Origin of the sequence: Klebsiella sp. YJ, assembly GCF_002108615.1 — a bacterium.
GTDB classification, from domain to species: Bacteria; Pseudomonadota; Gammaproteobacteria; order Enterobacterales; family Enterobacteriaceae; genus Klebsiella; species Klebsiella planticola.
Genome location: NZ_MTEG01000018.1, coordinates 36190 through 54922, shown reverse-complemented (window position 1 = coordinate 54922; position 18733 = coordinate 36190). Strand labels below are relative to the sequence as shown.

18 protein-coding genes are annotated in these 18733 nt (G+C 56.9%); 15 read left to right on the top strand and 3 right to left on the bottom strand.

Features of this window, described 5'->3' with window-relative positions; translation table 11 throughout:
- The first annotated feature begins 57 nt into the window (after positions 1-57).
- From hpaD to yjiA, 11 genes are all read left to right on the top strand, one after another.
- Positions 58-915, top strand: a complete 858-nt coding sequence (hpaD, locus tag BV390_RS18925; protein ID WP_064793503.1) for a 3,4-dihydroxyphenylacetate 2,3-dioxygenase — start codon at positions 58-60, stop codon at positions 913-915.
- 9 nt (positions 916-924) lie between these two features.
- Positions 925-1305: a 5-carboxymethyl-2-hydroxymuconate Delta-isomerase gene (locus BV390_RS18920; protein WP_032689611.1), complete on the top strand. Its 381-nt coding sequence runs from the start codon at positions 925-927 to the stop codon at positions 1303-1305.
- Between the two features lie 305 nt (positions 1306-1610).
- Positions 1611-2414, top strand: coding sequence for a 2-oxo-hept-4-ene-1,7-dioate hydratase (gene hpaH, locus BV390_RS18915; RefSeq protein WP_032689612.1), 804 nt, complete (start codon positions 1611-1613; stop codon positions 2412-2414).
- 10 nt (positions 2415-2424) lie between these two features.
- Positions 2425-3222 carry a 4-hydroxy-2-oxoheptanedioate aldolase gene (gene hpaI, locus BV390_RS18910; protein WP_032698223.1) on the top strand — a complete coding sequence of 266 codons (798 nt, stop codon included), beginning with the start codon at positions 2425-2427 and terminating at the stop codon, positions 3220-3222.
- 21 nt (positions 3223-3243) lie between these two features.
- Positions 3244-4602 (top strand): 4-hydroxyphenylacetate permease, encoded by a 1359-nt coding sequence (gene hpaX, locus BV390_RS18905; protein ID WP_032689614.1) that lies wholly within the window; start codon positions 3244-3246, stop codon positions 4600-4602.
- A gap of 9 nt (positions 4603-4611) precedes the next feature.
- Positions 4612-5502 (top strand): 4-hydroxyphenylacetate catabolism regulatory protein HpaA, encoded by an 891-nt coding sequence (hpaA, locus tag BV390_RS18900; RefSeq protein WP_047663958.1) that lies wholly within the window; start codon positions 4612-4614, stop codon positions 5500-5502.
- A gap of 323 nt (positions 5503-5825) precedes the next feature.
- The gene (hpaB, locus tag BV390_RS18895) at positions 5826-7388 is read left to right on the top strand and encodes a 4-hydroxyphenylacetate 3-monooxygenase, oxygenase component (RefSeq protein ID WP_032689616.1); all 1563 of its coding nucleotides are present in this window, start codon (positions 5826-5828) and stop codon (positions 7386-7388) included.
- 20 nt (positions 7389-7408) lie between these two features.
- Complete coding sequence (locus BV390_RS18890) at positions 7409-7921, top strand: 4-hydroxyphenylacetate 3-monooxygenase reductase subunit (protein ID WP_032689617.1); 513 nt, start codon at positions 7409-7411, stop codon at positions 7919-7921.
- A gap of 334 nt (positions 7922-8255) precedes the next feature.
- The gene (gene btsT / locus BV390_RS18885; RefSeq protein WP_032689618.1) at positions 8256-10406 is read left to right on the top strand and encodes a pyruvate/proton symporter BtsT; all 2151 of its coding nucleotides are present in this window, start codon (positions 8256-8258) and stop codon (positions 10404-10406) included.
- Between the two features lie 95 nt (positions 10407-10501).
- The gene (locus BV390_RS18880) at positions 10502-10705 is read left to right on the top strand and encodes a YbdD/YjiX family protein (protein ID WP_004857555.1); all 204 of its coding nucleotides are present in this window, start codon (positions 10502-10504) and stop codon (positions 10703-10705) included.
- Positions 10706-10716: 11 nt separating this feature from the next.
- Positions 10717-11673 carry a GTPase gene (yjiA, locus tag BV390_RS18875; protein ID WP_032698225.1) on the top strand — a complete coding sequence of 319 codons (957 nt, stop codon included), beginning with the start codon at positions 10717-10719 and terminating at the stop codon, positions 11671-11673.
- Positions 11674-11722: 49 nt separating this feature from the next.
- Here the strand turns inward: yjiA and BV390_RS18870 are convergent, their stop codons facing one another.
- On the bottom strand, positions 11723-12202 hold the full coding sequence (locus BV390_RS18870; RefSeq protein ID WP_064385494.1) for an Hcp family type VI secretion system effector: 480 nt from the start codon (positions 12200-12202) through the stop codon (positions 11723-11725).
- Positions 12203-12440: 238 nt separating this feature from the next.
- Entirely contained in the window at positions 12441-13133 is a 693-nt protein-coding gene (locus tag BV390_RS18860; RefSeq protein ID WP_064385495.1) for a hypothetical protein, read from the bottom strand.
- 575 nt (positions 13134-13708) lie between these two features.
- On the opposite strand from BV390_RS18860, the gene BV390_RS18855 reads away from it, so the two are divergent.
- Positions 13709-14254: a YfaZ family outer membrane protein gene (locus BV390_RS18855; RefSeq protein ID WP_032689621.1), complete on the top strand. Its 546-nt coding sequence runs from the start codon at positions 13709-13711 to the stop codon at positions 14252-14254.
- Positions 14255-14320: 66 nt separating this feature from the next.
- Here BV390_RS18855 and BV390_RS18850 read toward each other — a convergent pair whose 3' ends face one another.
- A complete protein-coding gene (locus BV390_RS18850; RefSeq protein WP_064385497.1) occupies positions 14321-15691 on the bottom strand; it encodes an NAD-dependent succinate-semialdehyde dehydrogenase in 1371 nt (456 codons plus the stop codon).
- Positions 15692-15903: 212 nt separating this feature from the next.
- On the opposite strand from BV390_RS18850, the gene BV390_RS18845 reads away from it, so the two are divergent.
- Genes BV390_RS18845 through BV390_RS18835 form a run of 3 tightly spaced genes read left to right on the top strand, consistent with a single transcriptional unit; the run spans position 15904 to position 18707 of the window.
- Positions 15904-16719 (top strand): AraC family transcriptional regulator, encoded by an 816-nt coding sequence (locus BV390_RS18845; RefSeq protein ID WP_032698231.1) that lies wholly within the window; start codon positions 15904-15906, stop codon positions 16717-16719.
- Positions 16720-16765: 46 nt separating this feature from the next.
- Positions 16766-17431, top strand: a complete 666-nt coding sequence (locus BV390_RS18840; RefSeq protein WP_032697911.1) for a LysE family translocator — start codon at positions 16766-16768, stop codon at positions 17429-17431.
- Positions 17424-18707 carry a DUF445 domain-containing protein gene (locus tag BV390_RS18835; protein WP_073554190.1) on the top strand — a complete coding sequence of 428 codons (1284 nt, stop codon included), beginning with the start codon at positions 17424-17426 and terminating at the stop codon, positions 18705-18707. Before BV390_RS18840 ends, BV390_RS18835 begins: the two co-directional genes overlap by 8 nt.
- Positions 18708-18733 lie beyond the last annotated feature (26 nt).

Sequence of the window (18733 nt, the reverse complement as noted above, 5' to 3'; positions counted from 1 at the left end):
GCCGCGCCCAGGCTGGCTGCGGCTCACACTATTCAGGTTATGTAAGGAGAACACCGCATGGGCAAATTAGCGTTAGCCGCCAAAATCACTCACGTGCCATCAATGTATCTCTCTGAACTACCGGGGAAAAATCATGGTTGCCGTCAGGCTGCCATCGACGGCCATAAAGAAATTGGCAAGCGCTGCCGTGAAATGGGCGTCGATACCATTATCGTTTTCGATACCCACTGGCTGGTCAACAGCGCCTACCACATTAACTGCGCCGACCATTTCAAAGGCATCTATACCAGCAACGAACTGCCGCACTTTATCCGCGACATGACCTACGACTACGACGGCAACCCGGAGCTGGGTCAGCTGATTGCCGACGAAGCGGTCAAACTGGGCGTGCGGGCGAAAGCGCACAACATTCCCAGCCTGAAGCTGGAGTACGGCACTCTGGTGCCGATGCGCTACATGAACAGCGATAAGCATTTCAAAGTGGTGTCGATTTCCGCGTTCTGCACCGTTCACGATTTTGCCGACAGCCGCAAGCTGGGCGAAGCCATCGTCAAGGCGATTGAAAAATATGACGGTACCGTGGCGGTGTTCGCCAGCGGCTCACTGTCGCACCGCTTTATCGACGACCAGCGCGCCGAAGAGGGGATGAACAGCTACACCCGCGAGTTTGACCATCAGATGGATGAGCGCGTGGTGAAGCTGTGGCGTGAAGGCAAGTTTAAAGAGTTCTGCACCATGCTGCCGGAATACGCCGACTACTGCTACGGCGAGGGCAATATGCACGACACGGTAATGCTGCTCGGCGTGCTCGGCTGGGACAAATATGACGGCAAGGTGGAGTTTATTACCGACCTGTTCGCCAGTTCCGGCACCGGCCAGGTGAACGCCGTGTTCCCGCTTCCGGCCCAGGCGTAAGGAGCCACTATGCCGCATTTTATCGCTGAATGTACCGACAACATCCGCGAACAGGCTGATTTACCCGGCCTGTTCGCCCAGGTTAATCAGGCGTTGGCCGCCACCGGCATCTTCCCGATAGGTGGCATCCGCAGCCGCGCCATCTGGCTGGACACCTGGCAAATGGCCGACGGCAGGCAGGATTACGCCTTCGTGCATATGACGCTGAAAATCGGCAGCGGGCGGAGTATGGAGAGCCGGGAAGAGGTCGGCGAAATGCTGTTCGGGCTGATTAAAAGCCACTTCGCCGCTCTGATGGAGAGCCGCTATCTGGCGCTGTCATTTGAGATTGAAGAACTGCACCCGACGCTGAATTACAAACAGAACAACGTCCACGCCTTGTTTAAATAGCGCGCCTTTTCGCCCGGTGGCGCTGCGCTTACCGGGCCTACAAAAGGCTAACTGATGCCGAACCGTAGGCCGGGTCAGCGTAGCGCCGCCGGCCAGAACAATGCACCAACCGTAGGCCAGGTCAGCGTAGCGCCACCCGGCGCCGTGACACCGCGACATCGAACGAGGTAACAGCACCGTATGCCGGGTTAGCGTAGCGCCGCCGGCCAGAACAATGCACCAACCGTAGGCCGGGTTAGCGCAGCGCCACCCGGCGCCGTGACACCGAGACACCGCGACACCGAACGAGGTAACAGGAAGCCACTATGCTCGATAAACAAACCCGCAGCCTGATCGCCCAGCGACTGAATCAGGCCGAAAAACAACGTGAGCAGATCCGCGCGATCTCGCTGGATTATCCGTCGATCACCATTGAGGACGCCTACGCCGTCCAGCGCGAGTGGGTCGAGATGAAGATCGCCGAAGGGCGGGTGCTGAAAGGCCATAAGATCGGCCTGACCTCAAAAGCGATGCAGGCCAGTTCGCAAATTAGCGAGCCGGACTACGGCGCGCTGCTCGATGATATGTTTTTTCACGATGGTAGCGACATTCCAACCGATCGTTTTATCGTGCCGCGGATTGAAGTCGAGCTGGCTTTCGTGCTGGCGAAACCGCTGCGTGGCCCGAACTGCACCCTGTTCGACGTCTATAACGCCACCGACTATGTGATCCCGGCGCTGGAGCTGATCGACGCCCGCTGCCACAACATCGATCCGCAGACCCAGCGCCCGCGCAAAGTCTTCGACACCATCTCCGATAACGCCGCCAACGCCGGGGTGATTCTCGGCGGGCGTCCGATTAAGCCCGACGAGCTGGATCTGCGTTGGATCTCCGCTCTGCTGTACCGCAACGGGGTGATCGAAGAGACCGGCGTTGCCGCCGGGGTGCTGAACCATCCGGCAAACGGCGTCGCCTGGCTGGCGAATAAGCTGGCGCCATACGATGTCCAGCTGGAAGCCGGGCAGATCATCCTCGGCGGCTCGTTTACCCGCCCGGTACCGGCGCGCAAGGGTGACACCTTCCACGTCGATTACGGCAACATGGGCGCAATCAGCTGCCGCTTTGTGTAAGGGGAAGATGATGAATAACACGTTTAAAGAGGCGCTGCAGGCCGGGCGGCCACAAATCGGCCTGTGGCTGGGGCTGTGCAGCAGCTACAGCGCCGAACTGTTAGCCGGCGCCGGGTTTGACTGGCTGCTGATCGACGGCGAACACGCGCCGAATAATGTACAAACGGTGCTGACCCAACTGCAGGCGATCGCCCCCTACTCCAGCCAACCGGTGGTTCGCCCGTCGTGGAATGACCCGGTGCAGATCAAGCAATTGCTGGACATCGGCGCACAGACGCTGCTGGTGCCGATGGTACAAAACGCCGATGAAGCGCGGCTGGCGGTGAAAGCCACCCGCTATCCGCCGGCCGGTATTCGCGGCGTCGGCAGCGCCCTGGCGCGTGCTTCCCGCTGGAACCGCATTCCGGACTATATCCATCAGGCCAACGATGCCATGTGCGTGCTGGTACAGATTGAAACCCGCGAGGCGTTGAAAAATCTGCCGCAGATTCTCGCGGTAGAAGGCGTCGACGGTGTGTTTATCGGCCCGGCGGATCTGAGCGCGGACATGGGCTTCGGCGGTAATCCGCAGCATCCTGAGGTGCAGGCGGCCATTGAAAGCGCCATCGTCCTGATTCGCGAGGCGGGTAAAGCCCCGGGCATTCTGATGGCCAATGAACAGCTAGCGAAACGCTACCTCGAGCTGGGGGCGCTGTTCGTCGCCGTCGGCGTCGACACCACCCTGCTGGCCCGCAGCGCAGAAGCGCTGGCAGCACGGTTTACCGACGCAATCACCACCACAACTGATAACAATAAATCTGTCTACTGAACGGATAATGTGGAGCGCATCATGACGACCTCTACCCTGCAACATAATGAAAATAAAGTCGTTGAAGTAGAAAACCGGGTGATCAAAAAGCTGTTCCGCCGCCTTATCACCTTCCTGTTCGTGCTTTTTGTTTTCTCATTTCTGGACCGCATTAATATCGGCTTCGCCGGGCTGACGATGGGCAAAGATCTCGGTCTGACCTCCACCATGTTTGGTCTGGCCGCGACGCTGTTTTACGTCACCTACGTGATGTGCGGGATCCCCAGCAATATCATGCTGGCGAAGGTCGGCGCCCGCCGCTGGATCGCCGGGATCATGGTGGTGTGGGGGATCGCGTCAACCTGTACGATGTTTGCCACCAACCCGCATACGCTGTATATCCTGCGCATGCTGGTCGGTATCGCTGAAGCCGGCTTCTTGCCAGGGATCCTGGTCTATCTGACCTGGTGGTTCCCGGCCTTTCACCGCGCCCGCGCCAACGCCCTGTTTATGATAGCGATGCCGGTGACCATGATGCTTGGCTCTATCCTCTCCGGCTATATTCTGGCGCTTGATGGCCTGTGGAATCTGAAGGGCTGGCAGTGGCTGTTCCTGCTGGAGGGGCTGCCGTCGGTGGTGCTCGGCGTGGTGACCTGGTTCTTCCTCAACGATACCCCGGATCAGGCCAGCTGGCTGGATAAGGAGGAGAAGCAGGCGCTGAAAACGATGATTGAACGCGAGCGCGAAAGCGCCAGCGTTATCCCAACTTCCGCACGCTCTACCCTGCGGGAAGTGCTGACGCCGGCGGTGCTGATGTACACGCTCGCCTACTTCTGTCTGACCAATACCCTGAGCGCTATCAATATCTGGACTCCGCAGATCCTGCAAAGCTTCAATACCGGCAGTAGCAACATTGTGATCGGCATGCTGGCGGCAATTCCGCAGTTCTGTACGATTTTCGGGATGATCTGGTGGAGCCGGCGATCCGACCGGCGTAAAGAGCGCAAGATGCATACCATCCTGCCCTATCTGTTCGCCGCTGCCGGATGGTTGCTGGCCTCTGCCACCCACCACGGTCTGATCCAGCTGATCGGCATCATTATGGCCTCCGTGGGTTCTTTTACCGCGATGGCGATTTTCTGGACTACCCCGGATCGGGTGATCAGCCTGCAATCGCGGGCGGTGGCGCTGGCGGTCATCAACGCTATCGGCAACATCGGATCCGCCGTCAGCCCGCTGCTGATCGGTATTCTGCGTGATGCCACCGGCAGCTTTAGCTCCGGACTGTGGTTTGTCGCCGGACTGCTGATCGTCGGCGCGTTGGTACTGACCCGGATTCCGATGAGTGCGCGGGAAGACGCCGCCACCGAGGCAGGACTCGCCGCACAGAAAAGTCATTAAGGAGTGCCCATGTGTCAGCCCTCAATCGCCAATATCGATATCAACAAAGATTACGATGAGAGTCTGGGGACCGAGGATGTGCACTATCAGTCGTTTGCCCGCATGGCGGCCTTTTTTGGCCGCGACATGCAGGCGCATCGACACGACCAGTACTTTCAGATGCACTTTCTCGATACCGGGCAGATTGAACTGCAGCTCGACGATCACCGCTACTCGGTGCAGGCGCCGCTGTTTGTCCTGACGCCGCCGTCGGTGCCGCACGCTTTTATCACCGAGTCCGACAGCGACGGGCACGTGCTGACCGTGCGCGAAGATCTGATCTGGCCGCTGCTGGAGGTCCTCTATCCCGGCACGCGGGAAGCGTTCGGGCTGCCGGGTATGTGTCTGTCGCTGGCGGATAAACCCGATGAACTGACGGCGCTGGCGCACTACTGGCAGCTGATTAAACGCGAATCGACCGCCCAGTTGCCGGGGCGCGAACATACTCTGGCGCTGCTGGCGCAGGCGGTGTTCACGCTGCTGTTGCGTAACGCCAGGCTCGACGACCATGCCGCCAGCGGGATGCGCGGCGAGCTGAAGCTGTTTCAGCGCTTTAACCAGATGATCGACAGCCACTACCACCAGCACTGGGCGGTACCGGAGTATGCCAACGAGCTGCACGTTACCGAATCACGGCTGACCGACATCTGCCGCCGCTTTGCCAACCGACCGCCGAAGCGGCTGATCTTCGACCGCCAGCTGCGCGAGGCCAAACGGCTGCTGCTGTTTTCCGACAGCGCGGTCAATGAGATAGCCTGGCAACTGGGGTTTAAAGACCCCGCCTATTTCGCTCGTTTTTTTAGTCGCCAGGTCGGCTGCTCGCCCAGCAGCTACCGTGCGCAAAAAGTACCGGTGTCTTAATTCCCCGCTGGCGGGCTACGATCCGTAGGGCGGGTAGGCCCTAAAAACCGCCCGTAACGTCACCCGGCCAGCGTAGCACCGCCGGGAAAAAGGCTGGCTTCTACAGCGAAAACACCCTCTCGATCACAGAACCGCACTCCCCCTGAAAAGTACCTGCCGTTGTCGCAAACGTCCCTTCACGAATGGCGCAATAACCGCTTCAATTGAACAACAAAAACAAAACATAAATTTAACATTGAGACCCGAACTCATTCGCAGGCAGCCGCCAGACAGGCAGCCCGAAGCAGGGACGGGATATTCCGATAAATACTGAAGAGGCCCCTATGAAACCTGAAGATTTCCGCGCAGACGCGAAACGCCCGTTAACCGGTGAAGAGTACCTGAAGAGCCTGCAGGATGGCCGCGAGATTTACATCTACGGCGAGCGCGTCAAAGACGTCACCACGCACCCGGCCTTCCGCAACGCCGCCGCCTCCGTCGGCCAGCTGTACGATGCGCTGCATAAGCCAGAAATGCAGGACTCCCTGTGCTGGAACACCGATACCGGCAGCGGCGGCTATACCCATAAATTCTTCCGCGTGGCGAAAAGCGCCGATGACCTGCGCCAGCAGCGCGATGCGATCGCCGAGTGGTCGCGCCTGAGCTACGGCTGGATGGGCCGCACACCGGATTACAAAGCCGCCTTCGGCTGCGCGCTGGGCGCGAACCCGGCCTTCTACGGCCAGTTCGAACAGAACGCCCGCAACTGGTACACCCGCATTCAGGAAACCGGCCTGTACTTTAACCACGCGATCGTCAACCCGCCGATTGACCGTCATAAACCGGCCGATGAAGTGAAAGACGTCTACATCAAGCTGGAAAAAGAGACCGATGCCGGGATCATCGTCAGCGGCGCGAAAGTGGTCGCCACCAACTCGGCGCTGACCCACTACAACATGATCGGTTTTGGTTCTGCGCAGGTGATGGGGGAAAACCCGGACTTCGCCCTGATGTTCGTCGCGCCAATGGATGCCGAAGGGGTCAAACTGATCTCCCGCGCCTCCTATGAGATGGTTGCCGGGGTCACCGGATCGCCGTACGACTACCCACTCTCCAGCCGCTTTGATGAAAACGATGCGATCCTGGTGATGGATAAGGTGCTGATTCCGTGGGAAAACGTGCTGATCTATCGCGATTTCGATCGCTGCCGTCGCTGGACGATGGAAGGCGGCTTTGCGCGTATGTATCCGCTGCAGGCCTGCGTACGCCTGGCGGTCAAGCTCGACTTTATCACCGCCCTGCTCAAACGCTCGCTGGAATGTACCGGCACCATGGAGTTCCGCGGCGTACAGGCCGATCTCGGCGAAGTGGTCGCCTGGCGCAATATGTTCTGGGCGCTGAGCGACTCCATGTGCTCCGAAGCGACGCCGTGGGTGAATGGCGCCTGGCTGCCGGATCACGCCGCGCTGCAGACCTACCGCGTCATGGCGCCGATGGCCTACGCCAGGATCAAAAATATTATCGAACGTAACGTGACCAGCGGTCTGATCTATCTGCCATCCAGCGCACGCGATTTGAACAACCCGCAGATCGACCAGTATCTGGCTAAATACGTTCGCGGCTCCAACGGCATGGACCACGTTGAACGTATCAAGATCCTCAAGCTGATGTGGGACGCGATCGGCAGTGAATTCGGCGGCCGCCACGAGCTGTATGAAATCAACTATTCCGGAAGTCAGGACGAAATCCGCCTGCAGTGTCTGCGTCAGGCGCAAAGCTCCGGCAACATGGACAAAATGATGGCGATGGTCGACCGCTGCCTGTCCGAGTACGACCAGAACGGCTGGACGGTGCCGCACCTGCACAACAACTCTGATATCAATATGTTGGATAAGCTGCTGAAGTAATTCGGCAGCGGGAGGTCACAATGCAATTAGATGAACAACGTCTGCGTTTTCGCGATGCCATGTCCAGCCTGTCGGCGGCGGTCAACGTCATTACCACCGAGGGCGACGCCGGCCGCTGCGGCATCACCGCCACAGCCGTGTGCTCGGTAACCGATACGCCGCCGTCGGTGATGGTGTGCATCAATGCCAACAGCGCGATGAACCCGGTATTCCAGGGGAACGGCAAACTGTGCGTTAACGTACTGAACCATGAGCAGGAAGTGATGGCTCGCCATTTCGCCGGCATGACCGGGATGGCCATGGAAGAACGCTTTAGCCTCTCCTGCTGGCAAAAAGGAGCGCTGGGACAGCCGGTTCTGCAAGGGGCGCTGGCCAGCCTTGAAGGGGAGATAAGCCAGGTGCAGACCATCGGTAGCCACCTGGTCTATCTGGTCGAGATCAAGAACATCACCCTGAGCCAGGAAGGCCATGGGCTGATTTACTTTAAGCGCCGTTTCCATCCGGTGATGATGGAAATGGAGGTCGCGGTATAACGTTCTGCTACCTTCGCTTCTGACATTCTCTTTTCTGTCCCCCTTTCTCTGTCCTCCTCTCTTTTTCCTCTCCCCTACGGGGAGGAAAAAGAGGTGGAAAAAATCTTGTGATCTCAATCACATGTTTACCCGCTGCTCATTTCCTGGCCAACCGCTTATCCCGCCTGGTAACCGCTTAACCCCACATAGAACCACTCACAGATTTACCCAACTTTACGCGCGCGGAGTTCTGGCAAGATCGTCCCCAGCATAGCTAACCAATACCTCCTCAACCCCTAACTTAAACCCAGACGGCTTCGGCCCATTATTCATCTTATTAACGCCAGGTTTTACTATGGATACTAAAAAGTTATTCAAGCACATACCCTGGGTGATTCTTGGAATCATCGGGGCATTTTGCCTCTCAGTCGTCGCTCTGCGCCGCGGTGAGCACGTCAGTGCGCTGTGGATCGTGGTGGCGTCAGTTTCCGTCTACCTCGTCGCCTACCGTTATTACAGCCTGTATATCGCGCAAAAGGTGATGAAGCTCGATCCTACGCGTTCTACGCCGGCGGTCATTAACAACGATGGTCTGAACTACGTCCCGACCAACCGCTACGTGCTGTTCGGCCACCACTTTGCCGCTATCGCCGGCGCCGGTCCTCTGGTGGGCCCGGTTCTCGCCGCGCAGATGGGCTACCTGCCGGGTACCCTGTGGCTGTTGGCGGGGGTGGTGCTGGCCGGGGCGGTACAGGACTTTATGGTGCTGTTTATCTCCTCGCGCCGTAACGGCGCCTCGCTGGGTGAGATGATCAAGCAAGAGATGGGGCCGGTTCCGGGTTCCATTGCGCTGTTCGGCTGCTTCCTGATTATGATCATCATCCTCGCGGTGCTGGCGCTGATCGTGGTAAAAGCGCTGGCAGAAAGCCCGTGGGGCGTCTTTACCGTCTGCTCGACCGTTCCGATCGCCCTGTTTATGGGGATCTATATGCGCTTCCTGCGCCCGGGTCGCGTGGGTGAAGTGTCGGTGATTGGTATCGTCCTGCTGGTGGCGTCCATTTACTTCGGCGGCATCATTGCCCACGACCCGTACTGGGGCCCGGCGCTGACCTTTAAAGACACCACCATCACCTTTACCCTGATCGGCTACGCGTTTATCTCCGCGCTGCTGCCGGTGTGGCTGATTCTGGCGCCGCGTGATTACCTCGCGACCTTCCTGAAAATCGGCGTTATCGTTGGCCTGGCGCTGGGCATCGTGATCCTCAACCCGGATCTGAAAATGCCGGCGGTCACCCAATACATCGATGGTACCGGTCCGCTGTGGAAAGGTGCGCTGTTCCCGTTCCTGTTTATCACTATCGCCTGCGGCGCAGTGTCTGGCTTCCATGCGCTGATCGCCTCCGGCACCACGCCGAAGCTGCTGGCTAATGAAACCGACGCCCGCTTTATCGGCTACGGCGCGATGCTGATGGAGTCCTTCGTGGCGGTGATGGCGCTGGTTGCGGCGTCGATCATTGAGCCGGGCCTCTACTTCGCGATGAACACCCCACCGGCAGGCCTGGGCATCACCATGCCGAACCTGCACGAAATGGGCGGTGAAAACGCCGCGTTGATTGCCGCACAGCTGAAGGATGTGACCGCTCACGCAGCGGCGACCGTCAGCTCCTGGGGCTTTGTGATTTCACCTGAGCAAATCCTGCAAACGGCGAAAGATATCGGCGAGCCGTCGGTACTGAACCGCGCGGGCGGCGCGCCGACTCTGGCCGTGGGTATCGCTCATGTGTTCCACAAAATCATGCCGATGGCGGATATGGGCTTCTGGTACCACTTCGGTATTCTGTTTGAAGCGCTGTTTATCCTTACCGCGCTGGATGCCGGTACCCGCGCAGGCCGCTTTATGCTGCAGGATCTGCTGGGCAACTTCGTGCCGTTTCTCAAGAAAACCGACTCGCTGGTGGCGGGCATTATCGGCACCGCGGGCTGCGTCGGGCTGTGGGGCTACCTGCTGTATCAGGGCGTGGTCGACCCGCTGGGCGGCGTGAAGAGCCTGTGGCCGCTGTTCGGTATCTCTAACCAGATGCTGGCCGCCGTGGCGCTGGTGCTGGGTACCGTGGTACTGGTCAAAATGCAGCGTACCAAATACATCTGGGTTACCGTGATCCCGGCCGCATGGCTGCTGCTGTGCACCACCTGGGCGCTGGGTCTGAAACTGTTCAGCACCAACCCGCAGATGGAAGGCTTCTTCTTCATGGCTCAGCAGTATAAAGAGAAGATTGCTTCCGGCGGCGAACTGACCGCGCAGCAGATTGCTAACATGAACCATATCGTGGTGAACAACTACACTAACGCCGGTCTGAGTATTCTGTTCCTGGTGGTGGTATACAGCATCATCTTCTACGGCATCAAAACGTGGCTCAACGTGCGTAACAACAAAGTCCGCACCGACAAAGAGACCCCGTACGTGCCCGTTCCGGAAGGCGGCGTGAAAACCTCGTCACATCATTAAAAAAACGGCGGGTGGCGCTACGCTGACCCGCCCTACAAGGTTCTGTAGGCCCGGTCTGCGTAGCGCCACCGGGCTTTTTCTTATCAGGATGAGTTATGTTTGGTAACTTAGGCGAAGCAAAAAAATACCTGGGTCAGGCAGCCAAAATGCTGATTGGCATTCCGGACTACGACAACTACGTCGAACATATGAAAGCCAACCACCCGGATAAGCCTTACATGACCTATAACGAATTCTTCCGCGAACGCCAGCAGGCCCGCTACGGCGGCGACGGCAAAGGCGGCGTACGCTGCTGTTAATGGAGGCAAACATGGCACCGATTGCAGTCACCCTGTTGACCGGTTTTCTTGGCGCGGGTAAAACCACCCTGCTGCGCCATATTCTTAACGAACAGCACGGCTTTAAAATCGCCGTTATCGAAAACGAATTTGGCGAAGTTGCCGTTGACGATCAGCTGATTGGCGACCGCGCCACGCAGATCAAAACCCTGACCAACGGCTGCATCTGCTGTACCCGCTCCAACGAGCTGGAAGACGCACTGCTCGACCTGCTCGACAGCCGCGATCGCGGCGACATTGATTTTGACCGGCTGGTGATTGAGTGCACCGGCATGGCCGACCCCGGCCCGATTATTCAGACCTTCTTCTCTCATGAAGTTCTCTGCGAACGCTATCTGCTTGACGGGGTGATTGCGCTGGTGGATGCGGTCCATGCCGATCAGCAGATGAACCAGTTCACCATCGCCCAGTCGCAGGTGGGCTACGCCGATCGGATTCTGCTGACAAAAACGGACGTGGCGGGCGACAGCGACAGGCTGCGCGAACGGCTGGCGAGGATTAACGCCCGGGCGCCGGTTTATACCGTGATCCACGGTGATATCGACCTGAGCCAGCTGTTTAATACCAGCGGCTTTATGCTGGAAGAGAAGGTGGTGAGCAGCGCGCCGCGCTTTCACTTTATCGCCGATAAGCAAAACGACGTCGCGTCTATCGTGGTCGAACTGGATTACCCGGTCGATATCAGTGAAGTGTCGCGGGTGATGGAAAACCTGCTGCTCTCTTTCGCCGAGCAGCTGATGCGCTACAAAGGGATGTTATGGATTGACGGCGAGCCAAATCGCCTGCTGTTCCAGGGCGTCCAGCGCTTATACAGCGCCGACTGGGATCGCCCGTGGGGCGATGAAACGCCCCACAGCACGCTGGTGTTTATCGGCATTAATTTGCCGGAAGAGGAGATTCGCGCGGCGTTTGCCGGATTGCGCAAGTAACGGTTCGGACTTCTCCCTCTCCCGGAGGGAGGAGGTCAGCATGAAGGCATCAGGCGGTACAGAATTCATTCCAGGTATCACGATAAATAATGTTCCCTTCGGTGTACTTCCAGACGATGGCCTCATAACGCAATTCGAGTGTTTCAAGGTGCGTGCTGCTCAGACCGGTGGGTGACAGGTACGGTGCAATCGTGGTGATTTTGACGTTGTCGAGGACGATATTGAAATACTCGGCTTCAAGGCCTGATTCCATAATACGGTACATCCTGATCGTCGATTTTTTCAGGGTGCGACCTTCGCACACCGCGCGATACAGAACGGGTGTCGTCTGGTCGAACTCTTTCACTATGGCGATCGGACGATGAACGCGCGTACCGGTAAGTTTGCCCCAGTGCGGATCAACGGGAATGGTGATGCCGTGCGAGAATGATTTTAATTCGATAGAACCTGCACGCAGGGGCATTAAACAGCCGCCAACAATCGGCGAACCGTTTTCATCCTCAAGCCAGAGATGTGCGGGAGTAGACATATATAACTTCCTTATAAGCAAATGTAATAAACCGTTTTCTCTGGCGTTTACCATTTCACATAACGTGCAAATATATATATTATGAATATAGCGAACACCCCCACAGGCCAGAGGGGACCAGAGGGGAAAAAATAAATAAATGCCATTGCAAATAACAAAGTCAGCAATCCAGGCCCGTGGAGCGAAACCAAGGACCTAAATATCCTACAGAAAATCCTTTTAATAATATTCATCACAATTATTGAATCATCCTGGTAATAATTTCTGCAATGTCACTGTCCGATGCCCATTGTGCCTTAAGCGCCCCAACTCGCTCAAACAATGGTTCTATCAGAAAATACATCATCTCCAGTCCCTGAGCGTAGAGTACAGAGTAATAGGCCGGCCAGGTAAACTGGAGTCGATGAGCGCTATCTGCTGCCTTCTGGACAATCCCATATATGCCAGAGAGTGTAATCGCCATCCCCGTCGCACGTCCCGCTAAGACTCGCATATCAAGGTTTAGGTTCATACCGACCGTAACTGAGGAGGTGACCGCTAATATGAAACCATAACCGGTCAGAGAACTCGCCGCAATGTGTATATTGACCGCCATCAGCATTTTTTTGATATGCTCTAGTTGATCGGACGTTTTATATTTAAATATTTCTTCAAAATATACCTTGAACATTTCATAAACAACATCGTCATGTTGAAAAAGGTGAATGACCGAGAGAGTAAATCGTCCATCTTCATTTTTTTGCCGCTGACAAACATCCTGATATTCATCAGTAAAGCAGGATGCGTAATACAACGCGCGTTTTGCGCCAGCACCGGTCAATGCAATCTGATCTGCCACCGCGTTTTCAACGCCCGCCAGCGCATGATCAAGTTTCAATGCGAGAATGTTATTGGATTGCAAATAACGGATGACTTCATTTCTGTAGTACATAGCCGCTCCTGGCCATTATGGATTCCGCAAAAGGTCGTCGGAAGGCTATATTGACAAGAAATGCCCACCAGAAGATATATTCGTTCTCAACGATTTTATTTTAATTCAAAAAAAATCAGTTAAATTCATTAAACATTACAGAACTGTCGCTCCGCTTTTCTGCGTATCACACGGTAATACGCTGATCGAAAACGGGGTGAGCATAATCTTCCCCCTGACTCAGCAATACCGCGTTGAATATGAACGACCGCCCGCTCAATTCATCAGCAAAAATGTAAATTAAAATTTTTATTGGTAACAATTGAAATACTTTCAAGAATAATCACAGAGGTAGACTATTTTCTCTGCAACTCATTTTCCCCGTTTGTTCAATTCAGGTTTAGCCAAACAGCTAAACTGACCCTAAACGGTAAAACGTTAATGATTGACGCCGCGACAAAGAAACTAATTCACAACATCTGCAGATGTATTTCAATAACAAACCCAGAATAAAAAATCGAAAATAGTCATATTTGCAGTTGTAAAAATCGTTTGATAGGGTATCCGCAGATTAGTTTTACGACGAGGCATCTACTATGAAAAAGCTCAATATCCTTATCCTTTCTGCGCTAACCGCGGTTTCTGGCTCCGCAATGGCGATGGGCTTTACCGTCGAGCAGGGTAAAAACTTTACCAACCTTAATATGGAACTGGGTAAATCCTCCTCCGGCCTTTATGCCGAAAGCAACTGGCTGAAAAATACCGATGACGGTACCCAGACCGGCGGCGTTGGCGCAGGTTATAACCTGGAAGTTGGCCCGGTGATGCTCAATGCCGGCGCGAAAGCCATCTACCTTGGGCCGAAAAAAGGCGATAACGGCGTGGCGTTCCCCATCGGCGGCGGCGTTAACGTTGCGCTGACCGACAGCATCCACGTCTTCGGCGAAGGTTATGCCGCGCCGGAAGGCCTGAATAACAGCGTGAAAAACTACGTTGAAGCCAACGGCGGCGTGAGCTGGACGCCCATTACCCCGGTGACGCTGAAAGTGGGTTACCGCCATGTCAGCGTTGACGGCAAAGACGGTCGTCCGAACCACACCCTGATTGATGGTGCCTATATTGGCGGTGGGGTCACCTTCTGACCTGCCGGTAAGCGTAAAAAAACCTGCCATCCGGCAGGTTTTTTATTCATGGCTCACAACGTTCGATTACCGGCGAATCACCACCAGCTTCTGGTTCACAAACTCTTTAATCCCCAGATCGGACAGCTCACGGCCAAAGCCAGAGCGCTTCACGCCGCCGAACGGCAGCTCCGGCGCGGTATCGGTTAACCAGTTGATATAGACCATCCCGGTTTCGATCCGCGACGCCATCCGTTTCGCCCGTTCGATATCCTGGCTGAACACGGCGCCCCCCAGACCATAGTGCGAATCGTTCGCCAGCTTCACCGCCTCATCGTCGTCCTTCACCACGTAGATTTGCGCCACCGGGCCGAAAAACTCTTCAAAGTACGCCGGGTTATCACGGGTAATGCCGGTCAGAATGGTTGGCTCGAAAAAGCAGCCTTCCCGCGGCGCCGGTTTACCGCCCAGATGCACTCTGGCACCGTTTTTCACCGCCTCATCCACCTGTCTGGTCAGCGTTTGCAGCGCATCTTTCGAGGAGAGCGGGCCCAGCGTCGTACTCTCGTCCAGCGGATCGCCGATTTTCACCTGGCGGAAGGCTTCAGTGAACTGGCTCAAGAACTGGTCGGCAATGTTTTCGTGCAGGATAAAACGTTTCGCCGCGGTGCACACCTGGCCGGCGTTGTTGAGTCGCGCCTGTACGCCAGTCTTCACCGCCTTCTCCAGACTGGCATCATCCAGTACCACAAACACATCATTACCGCCCAGTTCGAGGGTCGCCTTTTTGATGTATTTTGCCGCCTGGGACGCCACCACGCTGCCAGCCTTTTCCGAACCGGTCAGCGCTGCCCCCTGGACGCGATCGTCGGCGATGATTTTCGCCACCTGCTCCTGGGAGATAAAGAGGTTGGTCCACGCCCCTTCGGGCGCTCCCGCCTCACGCACCAGATGGGCGAAGGTCTCTGCACAATGCGGAACGATACTCGCATGTTTGGCGATAACCGGGTTCCCCGCCGCCAGGTTTGGCGCCAGTACCCGCATCAGCTGGTAGTAAGGAAAGTTCCAGGGTTCCACGGCCATCAGCACGCCGACAGGATGGTGTTCAACCCAGGCCTCGCCGATGTCGGAGGGATATTTCACCGGAGCCAGAAACGATTTCGCATTATCGGCATAGTAGCGGGCGATTTGCGCACAGAGCTTCACCTCACCGCGGCTTTGCGCAATCAATTTCCCCATCTCCTGGCTGGCGATTTTCGCCAGCTCGTCAACCCGGCTGTCGATAAGATCCGCCAGCCTGTGCAGAACGGGGAGGCGCCGGTCGATATCCCCCTTCGACCAGGCGGAATGGTAGAGCGCATCCGCCTTCTGCAGCGCCGCTTCGACGTCCGCATCGCTGTGCGCAGCGTACTGTTTAATCAGCTGATTATTTGCAGGATTCACCGTCTGATAAGCCATATCGTATGTCTCCTTGTTATCGCTATTTATGTAGTCATAAAAACTACTCAGGGTATTAAGGGTAGTAGAGATGGCTAATCGCGCGGGTAAAGTTAGGTATATACGGAGGATTCTGGAGAGATATCGCCGCCGATGACGCGAGCGTCGCGCCCGCAGACAGACCCGGACGGGCGTGCTATAAACCCCCTATCCCCTTCGCTAAGGAGTCTTTCGTGAGCCATACGCGCGATATCCTGCAAACCTTCTGGCGCGACGAACAGCTGCCCTGGCTGGAACTGCGCAGCACCCGGCAAAGTCGCCAGTCCTATAAACGGCACCGCCATCCGCAGCTCTCTGTAGGGGCGATTATCGAAGGGGAAACGTGCTGTTTGTGCAACGGCCGGGAATATCTGCTGCGTCCCGGCGATCTGATCATTATCCCCGCTCAAGCGCCGCACAGCTGTAACCCGCGCGATGGCCGGCCGCGCAGCTACCATATGCTGTACCTCGACATGACGTGGTGCCGGCAACGGCTGCCGCTTTTCCCGAGTCAGGCGCAGGTGCACGCGCCGCATCCCGTGATCCGCGATCCTGAGCTTTTCGCACAATATCAGCAGATTGTGGTGCTAATGGAGCAGCAGAAAACGGCAGCGCTCCCCGAACAGGTTGCACAACTGCTGCGGGCGCTCCCGCTATGCCCCGCCCCGCCACTACCGCTGCGCGCTACCAGTTCGCAGCTCTTCCGTCGCCTGGCGGCCGATTTACAGGAACCGCCCACCCTTGATGCGCTGGCCCACGAGTTCGCCCTGCGCAAAGAGACGCTGATTCGCACCTTTAAGCAGGACACTGGCCTGACGCCCGCCAGCTTTATGAATATGGCACGCATCGAATTTGCCAAAACGCGCCTGCGCGCCGGAGATGAGATCGCCGACGTCGGCTACCAGGCCGGATTTGCCGACCAGAGCCATTTCCACAAAACCTTTGTCAGCTACACCGCCGCTACGCCGCGCCAGTACGCGCTAGGCCGATCAATATCAGACAATAATTAGCGCCCCGCTTGCCATAGGCTGATCTCAGGTTCTTTGTGAGGTCGCTATGGACATGTTGACGTCGTTTTTCCCGCCCGCGTTTCCCGCGCTGGCGCTCTCCCACTTCGTTGCTCTGCTTAGCCCGGGGCCAGATTTCTTTTTACTGATGGGCTACGCCATCCGCTATCGCCTGCGCGGCAGCGTCGGCCTGTGCGTCGGTATCGCCGCCGGAAACGGGCTGTACATTGTGCTGGCGATTATCGGCTGGGGGATACTGCGTCAGACGCCGCTGCTGTTTACCGTCGTCGAGCTGTTGGGCGCCGCATATTTGCTGTGGATTGGCAGCCTGCTGCTGAGAAGCCGCCCGACGACGCTGGATGTCCACAATAGCGCCTCGGCTTCACGCCCGTCGCTGGTAAAACAGCTTCTTCTGGGGCTGGGTTCTTCACTGCTCAATCCTAAAAACGCCCTGTTTTATCTGGCGCTGATGACCTCGTTGCTGGGCCCGGACGTCACGCTGGTGCAGCAGGTCGTCAGCGGAGTCTGGATGACCAGTATCGTGCTGCTGTGGGATCTCTTGCTGGTGACGATGATCGCCCTCCCGGCGGTGCAGCGTCGCCTTTCCGCCGTAGTCTGGCGCGTTGAGCGGGCGGCGGGCGGCGTACTGATGGCTTTTGGCTGTTGGATTGTGTGGCAGTTTTTGCACGAGTCCGCCGTCAGGCTATATGCTTAAGCCTATGGAAAAAATTGCTGAACTGAAACGCGCCAAACTGCTGGCGCTGTCGCTACTGCTGATTGCGGTCGCCATTTTTATCACCACGCTGCTACTGCCGCCGACGCCGTGGGTCAGCGCGCTCAAGGCTATCTCCGAAGCGGCGATGGTCGGAGCGCTGGCCGACTGGTTCGCGGTGGTGGCACTGTTTCGTCGTATCCCGCTGCCGTTTATCTCCCGACATACGGCGATTATTCCCCGCAATAAAGACAGGATCGCCGATAATCTTGGCTATTTTGTGCAGGAAAAATTTCTCGATACGCCCTCGCTGGTGGCGCTCATCCGTCGCTATGAACCTGCCCTGATGCTCGGCAACTGGTTCAGCCAGCCGGAAAATGCCCGCCGGGTGGGCCACCATCTGCTGCAGGTGATGAGCGGCTTTCTGGAGCTGACCGATGACGCCCGTATTCAGCGCCTGCTGCGCCGGGCGGTACATAAGGCGATTGATAAGGTCGATCTGACGCAGACCAGCGCCATGATGCTGGAGGGATTAACCCGCAACAATCGCCATCAGAAGCTGCTGGACTCGCTCATTACCCAGCTCATTGCATTGCTGCAGCGCGACAGCTCGCGCGCGTTTATTGCCCGTGGCATTGTCCACTGGCTGGAGACCGAGCATCCGCTGAAGGCCAAAATTCTGCCCACCGAATGGCTGGGCGAACACAGCGCCGACATGGTGACCGACGCGGTGAATACGCTGCTCGACGAAGTCACCCAGGATCGCAGCCATCAGATCCGCCAGGCGTTCGATCGCGCCACCTTAAAACTGATCGATAACCTGAAAACCGATCCGCTGCTGGCGAAAAAAGCGGAGGGCATCAAGGCCTACCTGAAAAATGATGAGGCCTTTAACCGCTACCTCAGCGAGGTATGGGCCGACCTGCGGGCGTGGATCAAAAACGATGTCACCCGCGACGACTCGCGGATTCAACAGCGGATTGCCGATGCCGGGCAGTGGTTTGGCGAAACGTTGCTCCACGATGACGCGCTGCGCGAGTCGCTAAACGAACACCTGGAGCAGGCGGCCCATCGAGTGGCGCCAGAGTTTGCCGCCTTCCTGACTCGTCATATCAGCGATACGGTCAAAAGCTGGGATGCGCGGGATATGTCGCGGCAAATTGAACTCAATATCGGTAAAGACCTGCAGTTTATCCGCATCAACGGCACCCTGGTCGGCGGCTCTATCGGCCTCGTACTGTGGTTATTCTCGCAGATCCCGGCGCTGTTTGTGCATTAAGCGAGCGCAAAACAGGGCCCCGCACG